The following is a 17,499-nucleotide window of genomic DNA, read 5'->3' as shown; positions in this document are numbered from 1 at the left end:
GTTTCACTGCGGAATATTCCGTCTGGTGGAAAGTACAAATGGGCGCGGGGTCGCTCAAGCGTTCACGTGTCGAGGCCTTGATCGGAGCCGTTTCTCAGGCGGCCGCCGTCACCAAGGCGTAGCTCTGGCGCGCGATCTCGAGCTCCTCGTCCGTCGGCACCACGGCGACCGCCACCCGCGCGTACTCCGGCGAGATGATCCGGGCCTCGTCGGACCGTACGGCGTTGAGGTCGGCGTCCACCGCCAGGCCCAGCTCCTCCAGGCCCGCGATCGCAGCTTCCCGTACCGGGGCCGCGTTCTCGCCGACACCCGCCGTGAACGCGACCGCGTCCACCCGGCCGAGTACCGCGTAGTAGGCGCCGATGTACTTCTTCAGCCGGTGGACGTAGATGTCGAAGGCGAGCGCCGCCCGCTCGTCGCCCTCGTCGACGCGCCGGCGGATCTCACGCATGTCGTTGTCGCCGCAGAGCCCGACCAGCCCGGACCTCTTGTTGAGCAGGACGTCGATCTCGTCCGCCGACATGCCCGCCACCCGCTTGAGGTGGAAGGTGACCGCCGGGTCGATGTCGCCCGAGCGGGTGCCCATGACCAGGCCCTCCAGCGGGGTCAGGCCCATGGAGGTGTCCACGCACCGACCGCCCCGGACGGCGGAGGCCGAGGCGCCGTTGCCCAGGTGCAGCACGATCACGTTCACCTGCTCCGGCTCCTTGCCGAGCAGCCTCGCCGTCTCGCGCGACACATAGGCGTGCGAGGTGCCGTGGAAGCCGTACCGGCGGATGCGGTGCGCGTCCGCCGTCTCCACGTCGATCGCGTACCGGGCCGCGGACTCCGGCATCGTCGTGTGGAACGCCGTGTCGAAGACCGCGACCTGCGGCAGGTCGGGGCGGAGCGCCATCGCCGTGCGGATGCCGGTCAGGTTCGCCGGGTTGTGCAGCGGTGCGACCGGCACCAGCCGTTCGATCTCGGCCAGCACCTCCTCGTCGATCACGGTCGGCGCGGTGAACCGGAGCCCGCCGTGCACCACCCGGTGGCCGATCGCGGCCAGCTCGGGGGAGTCGAGCCCGAGGCCGTCCGCCGCCAGCTCCTCGGCCACCGCCTTGAGCGCCGCCGCGTGGTCGGAGATCGGCCCGCTCTTCTCGCGCCTCTCGCCGCCCAGGAGCGGGGTGTGGACCAGGCGGGAGGTCTCCTCGCCGATCCGCTCGACCAGGCCGAGGGCCAGACGGGAGCCGGCCCGCATGTCGAGGAGCTGGTACTTCACCGACGACGAGCCGGAGTTGAGGACGAGGACGCGCGTGGGGGTGGAGGTGGGGGTGGTCATGCGGTGGGCTCCTGGGGGACCTGGGACTGGATCGCCGTGATGGCGACCGTGTTGACGATGTCGCTGACGAGCGCGCCGCGCGAGAGATCGTTCACCGGCTTGCGCAGGCCCTGCAGGACCGGGCCGACCGCCACCGCACCGGCCGAGCGCTGCACGGCCTTGTAGGTGTTGTTGCCGGTGTTGAGGTCGGGGAAGATCAGTACGGTCGCCTGACCGGCCACCTCCGACCCGGGCAGCTTGGTCGCGGCCACGGACGGCTCGACCGCCGCGTCGTACTGGATGGGCCCCTCGATCCGCAGCTCCGGGTGGGCGTCCCGTACCAGCTTCGTCGCCTCGCGGACCTTGTCGACGTCCGCGCCGGAGCCCGAGGTGCCGGTGGAGTACGAGAGCATCGCGATCCGCGGCTCGACACCGAAGCGGGCCGCGGTGGCCGCCGACTGCACGGCGATGTCGGCCAGCTGCGCCGCGTTCGGATCCGGGTTGACCGCGCAGTCGCCGTAGACGAGCACCTTGTCGGCCAGGCACATGAAGAAGACGGAGGAGACGATCGACGCGTCCGGCTTGGTCTTGATGATCTCGAAGGCCGGGCGGATCGTCGCTGCCGTGGAGTGCACCGAGCCGGAGACCATGCCGTCGGCGAGGCCCTCCTCGACCATCAGGGTGCCGAAGTAGTTGACGTCCGAGACGACGTCGTACGCCAGCTCCACCGTCACGCCCTTGTGCGCGCGCAGCTCGGCGTACTTCGTGGCGAAGCCGTCGCGGAGCTCGGAGGTCTGCGGGTCGATCAGCTGGGTGGCCGGCGAGGACAGGTCGATGCCGAGGTCGGCCGCCTTCTTCCGGATGACCTCGACGTCACCGAGCAGGGTCAGGTCGCAGACGTCGCGGCGCAGGAGCACGTCGGCGGCGCGCAGGACGCGCTCCTCGGTGCCCTCGGGGAGGACCACGCGCCGGCGGTCGGCGCGGGCCTGCTCCAGGAGTTCGTGCTCGAACATCATCGGCGTGACCCGGCCGCTGCGGGCCAGCGAGATCCGCTTCAGCAGATCGGCGGTGTCCACGTGCCGGTCGAAGAGGCCGAGCGCGGTCTCCGCCTTGCGGGGGGTGGCCGCGTTCAACTTGCCTTCGAGGGAGAAGAGTTCTGCGGCCGTCGGGAAGCTGTTGCCGGGGACGGAGATGACCGGCGTGCCGGGCGCCAGCCGGGCGGCCAGGGTCAGGATCTCCTCGCTGGGCCGCTCGTTCAGGGTGAGCAGCACTCCGGCGATCGGCGGGGTGCCTGCCGAGTGCGCCGCGAGGGCGCCCACGACGAGGTCGGCGCGGTCCCCGGGGGTGACCACCAGACAGCCCGGGGTCAGCGCGTTCAGGAAGTTCGGCAGCATGGCGCCGCCGAAGACGAAGTCGAGCGCGTCGCGCGCCAGGCCCGCGTCGTCGCCGAGGACGACCGAGGCGCCGAGGTGGTGGGTGATCTGGGCGACCGTGGGCGCGGCGAGCGCGGGCTCGTCGGGGAGCACGTAGCAGGGCACCGGGAGCCGGGCCGAGAGTCGCTCGGCGATCATCGCCCGGTCCTCGCCCGCGGCCCGGTTGACGACCATCGCGAGGACGTCGCAGCCGAGCCCGTCGTACGCCCGGAAGGCGTTGCGGGCCTCGGCGCGTACGGACTCGGCGGTCTGGTCCTTGCCGCCGACCACGGGTATCACCGAGGCGCCGAACTCGTTGGCGAGGCGCGCGTTGAGAGCCAGCTCGTCGGGGAGCTGGGTGGCGGCGAAGTCCGTGCCGAGGACGAGGACGACCTCGTAGTCGCGGGCCACCGCGAGGAAGCGGTCGACGAGTCGGGAGACCAGCTCGTCGGTGCCCCGCTCGGCCTGGAGCGCCGAGGCCTCGTGGTAGTCCATGCCGTAGACCGTCGACGCGTCCTGGGAGAGGCGGTAGCGGGCCCTCAGCAGATCGAACAGACGGTCGGGGCCGTCGTGCACCAGGGGCCGGAACACCCCCACCCGGTCCACCTGGCGGGTCAGGAGCTCCATGACTCCCAGCTCGACCACCTGCCGGCCGTCTCCGCGGTCGATCCCGGTCACGTACACGCTGCGCGTCACGCCGTGGCTCCTGTCCAGTCCTGTCCGCCCGGTCTCGTCAACCGAGTGTGTTCAAAAATCCCCGCAGGGGTAGCAATACCCCCTTGACAATACCTCTGGGGGTGGATAGGGCGCAGGCCGGACGAACGGCCCGGAAAAGGGGGGACGAAAGGCCCCAGAACCCCGGCGCGCGGAGCCGCAGGGGGCGCGGGCGCCATGCCGGGCGTGGGAGAATCGACAGAGCTCACATGTACCACTACCGAGCAGGAGACACAGCACGATGCGCATCGGAGTTCTCACCGCAGGCGGCGACTGCCCTGGCCTGAACGCAGTGATCCGGTCGGTCGTGCACCGGGCGCTCACCGGCCACAACGACGAAGTCATCGGCTTCGAGGACGGGTTCAAGGGTCTCCTGGACGGGCACGTCCGCCCGCTCGATCTCAACGCGGTCAGCGGCATCCTCGCGCGCGGCGGCACCATCCTCGGCTCGGCCCGTCTGGAGCGCAACCGGCTGGCCGAAGCGGCCGAGTCCGCCCCGGAGTTGGCGAAGAAGTACGGCATCGACGTCCTCATCCCGATCGGCGGCGAGGGCACCCTGACCGCCGCCCGGCTGCTCTCCGACGCCGGGATGCCCGTGGTCGGCGTACCGAAGACGATCGACAACGACATCTCCTCCACCGACCGCACCTTCGGCTTCGACACGGCCGTGGGCGTCGCGACGGAGGCCATAGACCGTCTGAAGACCACCGCCGAGTCGCACCAGCGCGTGATGGTCGTCGAGGTGATGGGCCGCCACGCCGGCTGGATCGCCCTGGAGTCCGGCATGGCCGGCGGCGCCCACGGCATCTGCCTGCCCGAGCGGCCCTTCCAGGTCGACGACCTGGTCAAGATGGTCGAGGAGCGCTTCGCGCGCGGCAAGAAGTTCGCCGTCGTCTGCGTCGCCGAGGGCGCGCACCCCGCCGAGGGCTCCATGGAGTACCAGAAGGGCGAGATCGACCAGTACGGTCACGAGCGCTTCCAGGGCATCGGCAACCGGCTCGCGGTCGAGCTGGAGCGGCGCCTGGGCAAGGAGGCCCGGCCGGTCATCCTCGGTCACGTCCAGCGCGGCGGCACGCCGACGGCGTACGACCGGGTGCTCGCGACCCGCTTCGGCTGGCACGCGGTGGAGGCCGCGCACCGGGGCCAGTTCGGCAGGATGACGGCGCTGCGGGGCACGGACATCCACATGGTGCCGCTGGCGGAGGCCGTGACGCAGCTGAAGACCGTACCGGCGGCTCGGATGTCGGAGGCGGAGTCGGTCTTCTGACCCGGCCGGGCGGGACATCGGTCCTGCATGAGTCCTGAGCAGTCCTGAGGGGTGAGCGGGCCCCGATCGTCCCTCGTGGGCGGTCGGCGCCCGCTCGTTTGCGGTGAGGCCGCTGCGCCGACCGGAATTGCCGAATTCGACTCTTGAGTTGCACACCCGGATCAACAAGGCTTGGGCCCGTCCCGGACATGTCCCCACCCCGTCCGGGGGAGGGTCGGGGAGGACGCATGACCGAGGGACACGCCGCCGGGGGCCGCGCACCCGACCCGCGCGAGGCCGTGTGCGCGGACGGGGAGGCGGGCACGGCCTGGCCGACGGCGCCGGAGGCCGCGCCGGGGTCGGCCTCCGGATCCCAGGACGCCGGCGCGAGGGGCCTCGTTCGCGGAACCGGGCCCGGGCCCGGCTACGGCCCCGGTTTCGATCCCGATTCCCCTGACGATTCCGAGTTCGATTCCGATCCCGAGTTCGATGGCGAGCCCCCCGGGCCGCACTCCCGCCTGCGCCGGACGCTCGTCGCCCTCGTCGCCGTCGCCGGGCTCGTCCTCGCCACCTCCAGCGTGGTCGGCGCCCTGGTGCGGGACGGGAGCGCCGACCGCCCGAGGGCCGTCACCGCGCCCGCCGCCGGGGACGTACGGATACGGGTGATCGGCCCGGACCTCTGCCTCAACGAGCGCAGGGGCGGACGCAGCGGCCAGATCCATCAGCGTCCGTGCGAGGGCGCGGACGTCCCGCGCTACTCCCTCGAGGAGCGCGGCCCGGGGACGTGGCGAATCGTTTCCGACCACCCGGACCACGGCCCCGGCTGTTCGGGCATCCCCGCCGGCGGCCGGATCCCGGACGCCGCCTTCGAGGACTCCGAGTGCGGCGACCCGAGCCGCGTCGAAACGTTCCGTCTAGAGCCCTTCGGCAGTCCGGTCACCGGCTACCGCATCGTCCCCGTGCGCTCGGCCGCCCCGGACTCCTGCGTGAGCGTCGTCGGGGACCGGGCCGTCGCGTGGGCGAAGCTGGCGCAGGCGCCCTGCCGCGCGGACGGCGGCGGCCAGCTCTTCAGCTTCGACCGCCGTTAGCGGGCCGTCACGTGCGCGACCGCCGCTAGCGGGCGCGACGTGCGCGACCGCCGCTAGCGGGCGTGACGTGCGCGGGCTCCGCTAGCGGCCGTGACGGGCGTGGGCTCCGCTGGCGGCCGTGACGGGCGTGGGCTCCAGGAGACGCTCGCGCAGCGCGTCGACCACGGCCGGGTCGAGCCCGACGTGCCCGGTGACGTACCCGTACACCGATCCGTAGCCGGCGCGCAGGTCCGCGAGGACGAGCCGCATGATCTCGGCGGGCGCGCGCCCGTACCCGGGCCAGCGCAGCTCCCGTCCCGGGTGGGCGGCGTGCCAGTCGGCGACGAGGCGCGCGGTGGCGAGCTCGGTCAGGGCGAAGTCGTCGAGGATCTGCTCGTCGGAGACGTCGAGCAGGCCGAGCAGCAGGGCGGCGAGCAGACCCGTACGGTCCTTGCCGGAGGCGCAGTGGAAGACGAGCGGGCCGTCCGCCGCCGCGACGACCTCCAGGGCCTCGCGCAGCTCGGCCGCGCCGTCGGCAGCGACCTCGGCGAACCGGTCGGCGAGGTAGCGCCACGGGTCGAGGGCGGGGTCGATCTCCGCCTGGTCGTACGGGCGGTGCTCGATGCTCAGGTTGTGCCAGGCCGTGCCGTCGGTCTCCGGGCCCTCGGGCAGCCGGCCCTTGGCGTCGATCTCCCACGGGTAGCGCAGGTCGATCACGGTCCTCACGCCCAGCGCGCGGAAGCGGCCCAGGTCGGGGCCGCGCAGCTTGGCCAGGGAGTCGGAACGGTAGAGGACGTTCCAGCGGACGGTCGCGCCGTCGGCGGTCCGATAGCCGCCCAGGTCACGGAAGTTGTGGAGGTGGTCGAAGGGGAGGTGTCGTCTCACGTCGCCACCCTAGAGGGCGGCGGGCCGGGCCCCTAGGGGCCGACGGCGTCCCAGAAGTGGGCGACGATCCCGTCCAGGTACTCGCGGCCCGCGTCGCCGCTGCCGCCCGAGGCTCCCCAGCTGCTCGTGGCCGCCATCTTGGCGTGGTAGTCGGTGTGCAACCGCTGGAGCGCGGGCTCAAGGACGCGCTTGGGCAGGGGCAACAGCTTCACGACGGGCCGGACGTACGCCTGCCAGCGCGTCGTGGCGGCGTCCCGCAGCAGCGCCGCCAGCTCGTCGGCCCGGCCGGTCACCTGGAGGAGCTCCCGGGGGCCGAGGCCGAGGGCCTCGGCGAGGGCGGCGGTCTGGCGTTCGTTGCCGCGCCAGCGGCCCGACTCCTCCATCCGCAGATAGCCGGGGGTGTCGATGCTCACCCGCCGGGCGAGCTCGTCGGCCGAGATCCCCCGGGCGATCCGGTGCTCGCGCAGGGTGGTGGCGTCGGCGATCAGCTCGCCGGGGGCGCACCACAGGACACCCGCGAGCGCGGTGAGTTCCTGGGTGGACGGGGTGAGGCGTCCACGCTCCCAGGCGACGACGGTCTCGGGGGCGACGGCGAGTCCGTACTGCGCGCGGAGACCATAGGCGACATGACCCGGGGCCATGCCGAGACCCTCACGGAGCCGGCGTGCGGCGAGCGCGTTGAAGGGAGGGGGAGGAGGTGAGGGAGGGGTGTGGTGCACGCCGACACCGTAGGTGCGTATCGTGACGATTGGCTACGGTGTGTTCACCCAAGGCCAGAAGTCGTAGAAACGTGGGAACCCGACGGTAACCATCCGTAATGATCTTTCATCGGTCGGTGACCGGACGGCGCCGTCCGGTCAGCGGACGATCGTCGTGATCCAGCGGTACTGGAGCTCCGGCCGGCCGACCTGACCGTACTGCGGAGCCCGCGCGGCGCGGCCGTCCGTGACCAGGTGCTCCAGGTAGCGGCGCGCGGTGATCCGGGAGATGCCGACGGCCGTGGCGGCCTCGGTCGCGGTCATCCCGTCGGGGGCATCCCTGAGGGTACGGGTGACCGCCTCCAGGGTCGGCGCGCTCAGACCCTTGGGGGGCGAGGCGGGCTGCGGGGCGCGCAGCGCGGCCAGGGCCCGGTCCACCTCGTCCTGACCGGACGCCTCGCCGGCGGCGGCGCGGAACTCCGCGTACCGGGAGAGTCGGTCACGCAGCGTCGCGAACGTGAACGGCTTCAGCACGTACTGGACGACCCCGAGGGACACCCCCTCGCGCACGATCGCGAGATCGCGGGCCGAGGTCACCGCGATGACGTCGGCCGCGTGCCCGCCGGCCCGCAGGGAGCGGAGCAGCTGGAGGCCGTGGCCGTCGGGGAGGTAGAGGTCGAGCAGGATGAGGTCGACGGGCGTCCGGTCGAGCACCCGTACGGCGGCGGCCCGCGAGTGCGCCATCCCGACCACGGTGAACCCGGACACGCGCCCGGCGTAGAGGGCGTGCGCGTCGGCGGCGACGGGGTCGTCCTCGACGACCAGCACCCGGATGCCCTGACTCTGGCTCTGGCTCATCGGGAGACCTCCGGGGCGGGGGAGGGGGCGGGCTCGGCTGCGGGGGCGGGGCGGGGCGCGGGGGGCCCGGCGCCGTGCTCGGTACCAGGGGCGGCGGGTCCGGCCGGTGGGATCGCGGCGTCGCTCGACGGGATCGCGGCGTCGGTCGACGGGATCGCGGCGTCGGTCGACGGGGTCCCCGGGTCGGCAGGAGGTGTCAGGGGCAGCCGTACGGTGAAGTCCGCGCCGCCCTCCGGGGTGTCCGTCAGGGTCACCGTGCCGGAGGCGCGGGTGGCCGCCTGGCGGACCAGGGCCAGGCCGAGGCCGCGGGCCGGGCCGCGGGTGGACCAGCCCCGGTCGAAGACCGCGTCCCGGTCGCCCGCCTCGATCCCGGGCCCGGTGTCCGAGACCCGCAGGAGGAGCTCGCCGTCGCACGTCCGGGCGGTGACCGCCACGCGCGCGTGCGGGGTGCCGCTCGCCGCGTCCACCGCGTTGTCGATCAGGTTGCCGAGGATCGTCACGAGGTCGCGCGACGGGATCTCCGGCGGCAGCAGACCGTCGTCGATGCGGCTGTCCTCGGTCAGGACCAGCTCCACACCCCGCTCGTTGGCCTGCGCCGCCTTGCCGAGGAGCAGCGCCGCCAGAACGGGCTCGCCGACCGCGTCCACGACCCGGTCGGTGAGCGCCTGGGCCAGCTCCAGCTCCGCCGTGGCGAAGCCGACCGCCTCCTCCACCCGGCCCAGCTCGATCAGCGAGACGACCGTGTGCAGCCGGTTCGCCGCCTCGTGCGCCTGCGAGCGGAGCGCCTGCGTGAACCCCCGCTCGGAGGTCAACTCACCTGTCAACGCCTGGAGTTCGGTACGGTCCCGGAGCGTCACCACCGCTCCCCGGCGCTCCCCGCCGACCACCGGCCGGGTGTTCACCACGAGCACCCGCTCCGCCGTCAGATGCAGCTCGTCCACCCGGGGCTCCGAGGCGAGCAGCGCGCTGGTCAGCGAGACGGGCAGGCCGAGGTCGGCCGCCGACCGGCCCACGACCTCCGCGTCCAGACCCAGCAGCTCCCGCGCGCCGTCGTTGATCAGCGCGATCCGCCGCTGCCCGTCCAGCATCACCAGGCCCTCGCTCACCGCGTGCAGCGCGGCCTCGTGGTAGTCGTGCATCCGGCTCAGCTCGGTCGCGTTCATCCCGTGCGTGTGCCGCCGCAGCCGCGCGTTGATGACGTACGTACCGGCTCCGCCGAGCGCGAGCGCCGCCCCCGCCATGCCCAGCAGGGCCGTGACCTGCTCCCGTACCTGCTCGCTGATCTTCTCGATGGTGATGCCCGCGCTGACGAGCGCGACCACCCGGCCGCCCTCGTACACCGGCGCCACCGTACGGACCGAGCGCCCGAGCACGCCCCTGTGCGTCTCGGAGAAGGTCCGCCCCTGGAGCGCCTGCTCCGTGTGGCCCTGGTACGTCCGCCCGATCTCGCCCGGCTCCGGATGCGACCAGCGCGTGCCGTCCGGGGACATGATCACCACGAAGGCGACGCCGGTCCGCTTCCGTACCGACTCGGCGTACGGCTGGAGCACCGCCGTCGGGTCCGGGGAGCGCAGCGCCCGGGGCACGGACGGGGAGGCCGCCACGGCCGTCGCGGTCGCGGTGGACTGGCGGCGCGCGGTCTCCTCGGCCTGCGCGCGGTCGGTGAGGTACGCGAAGACCGCGCACCCGGCCACGATCGCCGCCACCAGCACGACCTGCATCGCGAAGAGCTGGCCGGCGAGGCTGCGGGGCCGGGGGGCGGGTATGCGCATGCGGGCCAGTGTGACAGTTCGGTCGTGAACGAAACGAACGTAACCGTGACCCGGGTCACAGGCTGATGGATAGTCGCGGGGATCCACCGGGACGTGGACACCCATCAGCACGAGGAGGACCCCGTGGCCGCACAGCGGGACCGCACCCATTATCTGTACATCGCCGTCATCGGAGCCGTGATCCTCGGCGTCACGGTCGGCTTCGTGGCGCCGGACTTCGCCGTCGAGCTCAAGCCGCTGGGCACCGGCTTCGTCAACCTGATCAAGATGATGATCTCGCCGATCATCTTCTGCACGATCGTGCTCGGCGTCGGTTCGGTCCGCAAGGCGGCGAAGGTCGGAGCCGTCGGCGGGCTCGCGCTCGGGTACTTCCTCGTGATGTCGACCGTCGCCCTGGCCATCGGCCTGGTCGTCGGCAACATCCTGGAGCCCGGCTCCAGCCTCCACCTGACGAAGGAGGTCGCGGCGGCGGGCGCCCAGCAGGCGGAGGGGACGAGCGAGTCCACGGTGGACTTCCTGCTCGGGATCATCCCCAAGACGCTGGTCTCCGCCTTCACCGAGGGCGAAGTCCTCCAGACCCTGCTCGTCGCCCTCCTCGCGGGCTTCGCGCTCCAGGCGATGGGGCGGGCGGGGGAGCCCGTGCTGCGCGGGATCGGGCACATCCAGCGGCTGGTCTTCCGCATCCTCGCCATGATCATGTGGGCCGCCCCGGTCGGCGCGTTCGGCGCCATGGCCGCGGTCGTCGGCGCGACCGGAGTCGACGCCCTGAAGTCGCTCGCGGTCATCATGATCGGCTTCTACGTGACCTGCGCCCTGTTCGTCTTCGTGGTGCTCGGCGCGCTGCTGCGGCTGGTCGCGGGCGTCAACATCCTGGCGCTGCTGAAGTACCTGGGGCGTGAGTTCCTGCTGATCCTCTCCACCTCGTCCTCCGAGTCCGCGCTGCCCCGGCTGATCGCGAAGATGGAGCACATGGGCGTCAGCAAGCCCGTCGTCGGCATCACCGTCCCCACGGGCTACTCCTTCAACCTGGACGGCACCGCCATCTACCTGACGATGGCCTCCCTGTTCGTCGCCGAGGCCATGGGCAACCCGCTCTCGGTCGGCGAGCAGATCTCGCTCCTCGTCTTCATGATCATCGCGTCGAAGGGCGCCGCCGGTGTCACCGGCGCCGGCCTGGCGACCCTCGCGGGCGGCCTCCAGTCGCACCGGCCGGAACTGGTCGACGGCGTCGGCCTGATCGTCGGCATCGACCGCTTCATGAGCGAGGCCCGCGCCCTGACGAACTTCGCGGGCAACGCCGTCGCCACCGTCCTCGTCGGCACGTGGACCAAGGAGATCGACAAGGAGCGGGTCGCCGAGGTGCTCGCCGGGCGGGTGCCCTTCGACGAGAAGACCCTGGTCGACGACCACGGACCGCTGCCCGAGTCCGACGAGGACTCGCCCGTGCCGGACCAGCGGTCGGACGACGACGAGAAGAAGGCCGGCGCGAGCGTCTGAGCCGCGTCGGAGACCGGCTGTTGGATATCGGATCCATGGTCCGTGATCCATGATCCCGGATCCATGGTCGTGTGGATCCGATATCTCGGATCCAATATCCGGATCCAGGGCCTTGGAACCGGATATTGGATCCCGGATCATGGATATTGGATCCAAGCTGTCAAATCCGAAGACCGCCCCGGCTCCCGGGCCTTGAGCCGGATCCGGGCTCCGGGGTACGGGGCCGCCCCCGGCCGCACGCGCGGCCGGGGGCGCCCCTTTCTGCGTCACTGACGGATCCGGATCCGGATCCGGATCCGGGATATTGGATATCGGATCCGAGATCATGGATCCAGGATCACGAGAACGGGATCCGGACCACCGACTGGTTCCCCACGCCGACCGTGCTCGGCCCGTTGCCGATCGCGTTCCACACCTCGACGCGGACCCGCCCGTTCGACAGGTTGCCGTGGCTGCCGGTCGCCGACTTCAGGCCGCGTGCCTGCGTGTAGTGCTCGTAGCCCGGTACCGGATCGGTCGCGAAGTACGTGTACGTCTCCACGCGCTCCCAGCTCCCGTCGCCGGTCCGGTCGTAACTCACCCGCACCTGCTGCCCGTTGGCGATGACCGATCCCGCGTCCACGAAGAGGTCGAACTGTGTCGCGCCGCCGTTGTACGTGCGCGTGATCGGACCCGAGGTGAAGACCTGCGGGTTGGCCGGGGCGCCGTCGTGGTTACCGCCGCCGGCCGAGGCCAGGGTCGCCGTCGAGGCGGCCGCCTGGGCGTCACCGGCGCCGGCGCCCGTCCGCAGGTACAGCTGCGAGGAGCCCGAGGGCGGGGGAGTGGTCGGCGGCGGAGTCGTCGGCGGGGTCGTGCCGCCGCCCTTGGTCCACACCGCCACGTAGTCGACGAGCATCGGCCGGCCGGACACCGTCGCGGCGGTCGGGGTCGGGCCGCCCAGGGCGTCCGGGAAGGCGCCGCCCATCGCCACGTTGAGCAGCAGGAAGTAGCCCGCGTGGCTGGTCATGTCGGCCCAGGCCTGAGCGCCCACGCGGGTCTCGTTCACGCTGTGGAAGAGCTGGTCGTCCACGTACCAGCGCAGCTCGTTGGGGGAGGTCGAGCGGTCCCACTCGAAGCGGTACGTGTGGAAGGCGGACTGGCAGCTCGCGCCCGGGCAGACCCGGCTGGCGCCGATGCCGGTGGTCTCACCGCACGGCCCGCCGGGGTTCACGCCGCAGTGCAGGACGCCCCAGACCGAGTTGAGGCCGTTGACGTTCTCCATGATGTCGAACTCGCCGATGGCGGGCCAGTTCCAGTAGTTGCCCCGGTAGGGCGCGCCGAGGGCCCAGAAGGCGGGCCAGTACCCGGCGGCCTGCGCACCTGTCACGTTCGGCATCTGAATCCGGCCCTCGATGCGCAGCGTGCCGCCCGCGGGGGCCTTGAAGTCGGCGCGCTTCGTCTCGATCCGGCCCGAGGTCCAGTTCCCCGCACCGTCCTTGAGCGGGGTGATGCGGAGGTTCCCGGTGCCGTCGAGGCGCACGTTGTCGGGGCTCGACGTGTAGTTCTGGATCTCTCCGGTGCCCCAGTTGCCGGGGCCGCCCGGATAGCCGTGGCCGGTGTCGATCTGCCATTCGGCGGCGTTCGGGAGGGCGCGGTCGGGGCCGTTGAAGTCGTCGCTCCACTGGAGCGACCAGCCGGGCGCGGGGGGTACGGCACCGCTGGCGGTGCCGGCCACGCCCAGGCCGACGAGGGCGCCGGCGGCGAGGGCGGCGGCGAGGAGTGAGGCGAGGAGAGGGGTGCGTCGGACGCGGCTCAAGGAGAACACCTCCGTGGGGGACGAGCGCCTGAGAGCGCTCTCAGCATGCTTTTGTAGATGGAGACACCGACCCCGTCAATGGGTTCGGTGCCTTCGACTACCGAACGACTACCGAACGCCTGCCGAACGCCTGCCGAGCGGCCGTCGAAGGCCGGCCGAACGCGCCCGCCGAACGCCCCCGCCGAGGACCAGCCTCACCTCCGCCGAGCGTCCAGTTCGACCAACTCCCGTGTATCCAGCACCAGTTCGGTCGCCCCGGCGGAATCCCGTACCGTCTCCGCCCGGCTCGCCCCCGGGATCGGCAGCACCGTCTCCGACCGCGCGAGCAGCCACGCCAGCGCCACCCGCTGCGGGCTCACCCCCCGCGCCCGCGCCACCCGGTGGAACGCCCCGAACTCCGGGTCCTCGACCAGATCCGACACCCCGCCCTGCCGAGCCCCGCCCCGTGACACCCCGCCCCGCCGATCCCCACCCTGCCGAGCCCCGCCCCGTGACACCCCGCCCTGCGGCGCCCCGTTCCGCGACACCCCGTCCAGCGAGCCCCGTGACACCCCGTCCAGCGAGCTCCGCGAGATCCCACCCAGCGGGCTCCACGGCAGGAACGCGATCCCGAGCTCCGCGCAGAGCCTCAGCTCCGCCTCCGCCGTCCGCACGGCGGGGGAGTAACGGTTCTGCACGGAGACCAGTCGCGCGCCGAGGATCTCCCGGGCGAGCCGGATCTGATCGACGTCCACGTTCGAGATCCCGGCCAGCCGGATCGTGCCCGCGTCCAGCAGCTCGGCCAGCGCGCCCAGCGATTCCGCGTACGGCACGGCCGGGTCCGGCTTGTGGAGCTGGTAGAGCCCGATCGCCTCGACCCCGAGCCGTCGCGCCGACGCCTGCGCCGCCCGCCGCAGGTGCTCCGGCCGGCCGTCGACCGTCCAGCCGCCGTCGGAGGACCGCCCGCGCCCGCCCTTCGTCGCGACCAGGACGTCGTCGGTCCCCCGGCCTCGGCCACGACCCCCGTACGTGGCCAGGGCCCGCGCGACCAGGAGTTCGCCGGCACCCGGCTCGCCGCCGGGCGGGTGGTACGAGTCCGCCGTGTCGAGCAGGGTCACGCCCGCGTCGAGCGCCGCGTGGACGGTCGCCAGGGCGCGGCCCTCGTCCGGGTGCCCCTCGATGGAGAGCGGCATGGCGCCGAGCCCGATCGCCCCGACCCGTACGTCCCCGATCATGCGGTACCGCATCAGCGCGCCTCCAGCGTCTCGGAAAGGGCCTGGCCCAGCCAGTCCCGGGAATGGCGGAAGGAGAAACCGAGCGCCGTGGCGCGCGCATTGTCCATTCCGTACGAGCGGGCGAAGGAGAAGGGCGAGACCTCGCCGGCGTCCACCACCTGGAATTCGGTACGGCCGCCGACCCGGCGCTCGATCTCGGCGCATATCTCGGCGGTGGTGAGCGTGCCGTGGGAATGCGCGTTGACCGGCCCGGTGAAATCGGACTCCACCGTCCACGCCAGGAATTCCGCGATCTCCTCCACGTACACATAGGTGGCCGGGTGGTTCACCGCCGGTACGGCGATCGGCACGCCCGCCCGGACGCGTTCCGCGTAGTGCTCGACCCGTCCGGTGAAGTCGTCCGCGCCGCCCAGCACGTGGGCGACCCGCACCGCCGTGTACGGGAACGGCGGATCGGCCGCGAAGACCGCCTCCGCCTGCCGCTTTCCCTCTCCGTAGTGCGCGTCGAGGAACTCCGGTTCGTCCCAGGGGAGATCGAGATCGACGGCGACGGTACGCGGATCGACCGCCTCCTCGCGTACGGGCGCGGCCGAGTCCTCGTCCGCGTACACCTCGACCGTCGACGTCATCACATAACGCCGGGTGCGGCGGCCGAAAACCCGCCGTGCGACGGCGGCTTGGCGCGGGGTGTAGCAGACCTGGTCGACGACGACATCGAAATTCCGGACACCCAGCGCGATTTCCAGGGCGGCTTCGTCGTTCCGGTCGGCGACGAGACGACTTGCCCCCTCCGGCGTAGCCGAAGAACCCCGGTTGAGCAGGGTCACGGTGTGGCCGGCATTCAGGAGACGGGTCGTCAGTCGCTTCCCGAAATAGCGGTTTCCGCCGATGATCAGAATGTCCATGCGACCATGGTCGCGTTGAACGTTCGCCAGTTGAAGGGGGAAACATGGGAGTCCCGGTCGCTGCGCCGAAGGAACCACGGCATCTGCGTTCTGCCGCCAACGAAACGTTGGTGGGGGCTTTCGACGCCATCGACCGGCAGATTCTGGGGCTCGTCCAGGAGGACGGCCGGATCAAGCTCAGCGAGCTGGGCCGGCGCGTCCGGCTGAGCCCGGCGGCCGTCACCGAGCGGGTGCGCAGACTGGAGGCCTGCGGGGCGATCACCGGTTACGGAGCCCATGTCTCCCCGGTCCGGCTCGGTTACGGCATCCAGGCCTTCATCCGCGTCAGCCCGCACGGCGGCTACACCCTCAAGCACCCCAGGACGCTGGAGCTGACCGCCCGGCCGGAGATCCTGGAGGTCCACCACGTCGTCGGCGAGGACTGCTGGATCCTCAAGGTCGCGGTGACGGACACCATCCACCTCGAAGAGATCCTGGAGCAGACCTCCGCGCTGGGCCGGACGACGACCTCGATCGTCCTGTCGTCCCCGGTGGAGCGCAAAGCGCTTCTCCCCCCGGGAGAAGGCGGCGGGTCATGAGCCGGGGCGCGAGCGCCGCCACGTAGGCGCCTTGCCTTGACGTCGGCGTCAAGGCGTACGTTCGAGGACATGCGAATCGGGGAGCTGGCCGAGCGGGCCGGGACGACCACGCGGACGCTGCGCTACTACGAGTCCCGAGGTCTCCTGGCCGCCCGGCGCACGGAGAACGGCTACCGCACGTACGACGAGGACGACCTGCGCCTCCTCCAGCAGATCAGGACCCTGCAGGACTTCGGGTTCGAACTGGAGGAGACCCGGCCGTTCGTGGAGTGCCTGCGGGCCGGTCACCCGGCGGGGGACGCGTGTCCCGCCTCCCTCGACGTGTACCGCCGCAAGCTGGCGGAGCTGGACGCCCTCGTCGACCAGCTCCAGGCGGTACGCGCACAGGTCGCGGCGCAGTTGCTGCGGGCCGAGGCGGAGCTGCCCGGCGGCCCGGAACCCACATGTGAACTCGGAGGCTGAGGAAATGACCGATGTGACGGACGTGACGGACGTGACGGGCGTGGCGGACGTGACGGACGTGACGGGCGTGGCGGACGTGAGCGACCAGGACTTCGACACCGTGGTCCTCGGCGCGGAGCTGCCGGTCCTGGTGAAGTTCACCGCGGACTGGTGCGGGCCGTGCCGCCAGCTGAAGCCGGTGCTCCAGGCCGTCGCGGAGGAGGAGCGGGGCAGGCTGAAGATCGTCCAGATCGACGTGGACCACAACCCGGAGACGACGATCCGCTACGGCGTCCTCGCCACCCCGACCCTGATGCTCTTCACCGCCGGCGAGCCGGTGAAGTCCCTGGTAGGCGCCCGCCCGAAGCGCCGCCTCCTTCAGGAACTGGAGGACGTACTGCCCCCGGCCCGCGCCTAGGTCGTGTCCGGCGGCTGGTCACGTCGACGCTGTGGCCCCGACCGTGAGCGCGCGCCCTCCTACGGGGCGTGCCCGTCCAGGTCGTCACCGCGGACGACGTCCCCGCGGGCGAGCCCGCGCAGATACGCGGCGCGCTCCGGGCCCCTCAGGGCGAGGCCCTCGCGCGCCGCGTGCCAGGCGTCCTCCGTGAGCAGCCCGCGCCACCGGGTGAAGAGCCGCAGCAGCGCGCCGCCGTGGCGGGCACGGAGGTCCTGGTTCTCGTTCAGGACGTCGAGTTCGTTCGCCGCCGTGAGTTCGGCGAAGTCCGCCCGCTGCCGGGTCGTCGGCATGTACGTCCGCCCGGAGAAACGGTCCCGGAAGAGGCCGTCCGGTGCCGCCAGGCGGGGGTACGAGAATTCCCGGTCGCAGGACGCGTAGAAATGGACGAGCCCCTCCGCCTCGGCCCCGATCGCCGCCGCCAGTTCCGCCCGCCGCTCCAGCGGCAGCAGTTTTTCGGCGAAACCGTCCGTACCGTAGAAGGCGTGGCACAGTCCGGCGAGCCGCAGCTCGTCCCGGGCGCCCCAGGCGGTCAGCCGGGCCTCGACGCGGTCCAGGTGGGCGAGGAGTGTGCCGCCCGGGTGGTCCAGCGTTCCCGCGCCGCGGGCGATCAGCAGGTCGCGTGCCTCGTCTCTCCCCATGGCACACAAAAATACCCCGACTAGA

16 protein-coding genes are annotated in these 17,499 nt (G+C 72.1%); 6 read left to right on the top strand and 10 right to left on the bottom strand.

Going from position 1 to position 17,499, the window contains the following annotated elements:
- Nucleotides 1–94 precede the first annotated feature (94 nt).
- Nucleotides 95–1,318, bottom strand: coding sequence for an acetate kinase (locus ACIPPS_RS01445; RefSeq protein WP_401425447.1), 1,224 nt, complete (start codon nucleotides 1,316–1,318; stop codon nucleotides 95–97).
- On the bottom strand, nucleotides 1,315–3,405 hold the full coding sequence (gene pta, locus ACIPPS_RS01440) for a phosphate acetyltransferase (RefSeq protein ID WP_401425444.1): 2,091 nt from the start codon (nucleotides 3,403–3,405) through the stop codon (nucleotides 1,315–1,317). The genes ACIPPS_RS01445 and pta overlap by 4 nt, the downstream gene beginning before the upstream one ends.
- Before the next feature lie 259 nt (nucleotides 3,406–3,664).
- On the opposite strand from pta, the gene ACIPPS_RS01435 reads away from it, so the two are divergent.
- Nucleotides 3,665–4,690 carry an ATP-dependent 6-phosphofructokinase gene (locus ACIPPS_RS01435; RefSeq protein WP_401425441.1) on the top strand — a complete coding sequence of 342 codons (1,026 nt, stop codon included), beginning with the start codon at nucleotides 3,665–3,667 and terminating at the stop codon, nucleotides 4,688–4,690.
- Between the two features lie 227 nt (nucleotides 4,691–4,917).
- Nucleotides 4,918–5,757 carry an RICIN domain-containing protein gene (locus ACIPPS_RS01430; RefSeq protein WP_401425439.1) on the top strand — a complete coding sequence of 280 codons (840 nt, stop codon included), beginning with the start codon at nucleotides 4,918–4,920 and terminating at the stop codon, nucleotides 5,755–5,757.
- An 81-nt stretch (nucleotides 5,758–5,838) separates the two neighbouring features.
- Here ACIPPS_RS01430 and ACIPPS_RS01425 read toward each other — a convergent pair whose 3' ends face one another.
- From ACIPPS_RS01425 to ACIPPS_RS01410, 4 genes are all read right to left on the bottom strand, one after another.
- Nucleotides 5,839–6,621 carry a tyrosine-protein phosphatase gene (locus ACIPPS_RS01425; RefSeq protein ID WP_401425437.1) on the bottom strand — a complete coding sequence of 261 codons (783 nt, stop codon included), beginning with the start codon at nucleotides 6,619–6,621 and terminating at the stop codon, nucleotides 5,839–5,841.
- A gap of 32 nt (nucleotides 6,622–6,653) precedes the next feature.
- Complete coding sequence (locus ACIPPS_RS01420; RefSeq protein WP_401425435.1) at nucleotides 6,654–7,262, bottom strand: helix-turn-helix domain-containing protein; 609 nt, start codon at nucleotides 7,260–7,262, stop codon at nucleotides 6,654–6,656.
- Between the two features lie 216 nt (nucleotides 7,263–7,478).
- Entirely contained in the window at nucleotides 7,479–8,177 is a 699-nt protein-coding gene (locus ACIPPS_RS01415) for a response regulator (RefSeq protein ID WP_401425433.1), read from the bottom strand.
- Nucleotides 8,174–9,949, bottom strand: coding sequence for an ATP-binding protein (locus tag ACIPPS_RS01410; protein ID WP_401425431.1), 1,776 nt, complete (start codon nucleotides 9,947–9,949; stop codon nucleotides 8,174–8,176). The genes ACIPPS_RS01415 and ACIPPS_RS01410 overlap by 4 nt, the downstream gene beginning before the upstream one ends.
- A 123-nt stretch (nucleotides 9,950–10,072) precedes the next feature.
- On the opposite strand from ACIPPS_RS01410, the gene ACIPPS_RS01405 reads away from it, so the two are divergent.
- On the top strand, nucleotides 10,073–11,446 hold the full coding sequence (locus tag ACIPPS_RS01405; RefSeq protein WP_401425429.1) for a cation:dicarboxylate symporter family transporter: 1,374 nt from the start codon (nucleotides 10,073–10,075) through the stop codon (nucleotides 11,444–11,446).
- A 337-nt stretch (nucleotides 11,447–11,783) separates the two neighbouring features.
- Here ACIPPS_RS01405 and ACIPPS_RS01400 read toward each other — a convergent pair whose 3' ends face one another.
- The 3 genes from ACIPPS_RS01400 to ACIPPS_RS01390 form a co-directional block, all read right to left on the bottom strand.
- Nucleotides 11,784–13,241 (bottom strand): glycoside hydrolase family 16 protein, encoded by a 1,458-nt coding sequence (locus ACIPPS_RS01400; protein WP_401425427.1) that lies wholly within the window; start codon nucleotides 13,239–13,241, stop codon nucleotides 11,784–11,786.
- A 194-nt stretch (nucleotides 13,242–13,435) separates the two neighbouring features.
- A complete protein-coding gene (locus ACIPPS_RS01395) occupies nucleotides 13,436–14,467 on the bottom strand; it encodes an aldo/keto reductase (protein ID WP_401425425.1) in 1,032 nt (343 codons plus the stop codon).
- Entirely contained in the window at nucleotides 14,467–15,360 is an 894-nt protein-coding gene (locus tag ACIPPS_RS01390) for an NAD-dependent epimerase/dehydratase family protein (RefSeq protein ID WP_401425422.1), read from the bottom strand. The genes ACIPPS_RS01395 and ACIPPS_RS01390 overlap by 1 nt, the downstream gene beginning before the upstream one ends.
- Nucleotides 15,361–15,404: 44 nt before the next feature.
- Between ACIPPS_RS01390 and ACIPPS_RS01385 the strand changes: the two genes are divergently transcribed.
- The 3 genes from ACIPPS_RS01385 (at nucleotide 15,405) to ACIPPS_RS01375 (ending at nucleotide 16,797) form a co-directional block, all read left to right on the top strand.
- On the top strand, nucleotides 15,405–15,938 hold the full coding sequence (locus ACIPPS_RS01385) for an Lrp/AsnC family transcriptional regulator (RefSeq protein WP_401425420.1): 534 nt from the start codon (nucleotides 15,405–15,407) through the stop codon (nucleotides 15,936–15,938).
- A gap of 69 nt (nucleotides 15,939–16,007) precedes the next feature.
- Complete coding sequence (locus ACIPPS_RS01380; protein ID WP_361434646.1) at nucleotides 16,008–16,400, top strand: MerR family transcriptional regulator; 393 nt, start codon at nucleotides 16,008–16,010, stop codon at nucleotides 16,398–16,400.
- Between the two features lie 4 nt (nucleotides 16,401–16,404).
- On the top strand, nucleotides 16,405–16,797 hold the full coding sequence (locus tag ACIPPS_RS01375; RefSeq protein ID WP_401425417.1) for a thioredoxin family protein: 393 nt from the start codon (nucleotides 16,405–16,407) through the stop codon (nucleotides 16,795–16,797).
- A gap of 59 nt (nucleotides 16,798–16,856) precedes the next feature.
- Here ACIPPS_RS01375 and ACIPPS_RS01370 read toward each other — a convergent pair whose 3' ends face one another.
- Entirely contained in the window at nucleotides 16,857–17,474 is a 618-nt protein-coding gene (locus ACIPPS_RS01370; protein ID WP_401425415.1) for a DUF6817 domain-containing protein, read from the bottom strand.
- Between the last annotated feature and the right edge of the window lie 25 nt (nucleotides 17,475–17,499).

Origin of the sequence: Streptomyces sp. NPDC090127 (assembly GCF_044746945.1) — a bacterium.
In the GTDB taxonomy this organism is placed as follows: Bacteria; Actinomycetota; Actinomycetes; order Streptomycetales; family Streptomycetaceae; genus Streptomyces.
The sequence above is the reverse complement of the archived record's forward strand: the minus strand, read 5'-3'. Positions and strand labels throughout refer to the sequence as shown.